Source organism: Streptomyces tricolor, from assembly GCF_002155905.1.
Classification (GTDB): domain Bacteria; phylum Actinomycetota; class Actinomycetes; order Streptomycetales; family Streptomycetaceae; genus Streptomyces; species Streptomyces tricolor.
The window spans coordinates 1-647 of sequence record NZ_MUMF01001102.1 but is presented as its reverse complement, the minus strand read 5'-3'; the positions used below and the strand labels follow the sequence as shown (position 1 = coordinate 647).

The window sequence follows — 647 nt, the reverse complement described above, 5'->3', positions numbered from 1 at the left end:
GCTGCTCGGCGCGGCCGGCGCGTTCGCCCTGCGCCGGCGGCGCGCCCGCCGCTCCGCCGGCCAGGGCTGACACCCACCCCCCGACAAGGAGACCCATGCCCGCGCTCACACCCGGACGCCTCGCCCTCGCCGCCGCCGTGGCGGTCACCGTGGGATCCGGCACCCTCACGGCGACCAGCGCCTCGGCCGCCGACCTCCCGCTCACCGGCTACCGGCTGACCTGGGGGATCAAGCAGTCGTACCGCTCGTACGTCACCGGCATGGCGCAGGGCACCTTCACCGCCGCCGACGGCGCCTCCCAGGCCGCGGACAACGGGGAGTTCACCTTCACCGACGGCCAGGGCAGCTACGACAGCACCCGGCACACCCTCCGCCTCGCCTTCCGGGGCACCCTCACCATCGAGTCCAGAACGCACGGGTTCACCCGCGTGCTCTCCGACCTCCGGTACGACAGCGCCGCCGGCGTCCTCACCGCCGACCTGGTCGCCGACGGCGGNNGGTCGCCGCCCCCACCGGCCCGGAGATGACCGGCCTGGCCACGACGCTCACCACCGAGGCGGGCGCCTTCCTCGGCAGCGCCTCCTACGCCGGCGCGGCCGGCGACCCGGTGTCGGTGGCCAAGCCCAAGCCGACCCCGGCCCCCACCC

1 protein-coding gene is annotated in these 647 nt (G+C 76.4%); it reads left to right on the top strand.

The genetic code is table 11. From position 1 onward, the window contains the following. The first annotated feature begins 95 nt into the window (after window positions 1-95). Entirely contained in the window at window positions 96-527 is a 432-nt protein-coding gene (locus tag CCN44_RS42980; protein ID WP_244204097.1) for an HtaA domain-containing protein, read from the top strand. Window positions 528-647: the final 120 nt, after the last annotated feature.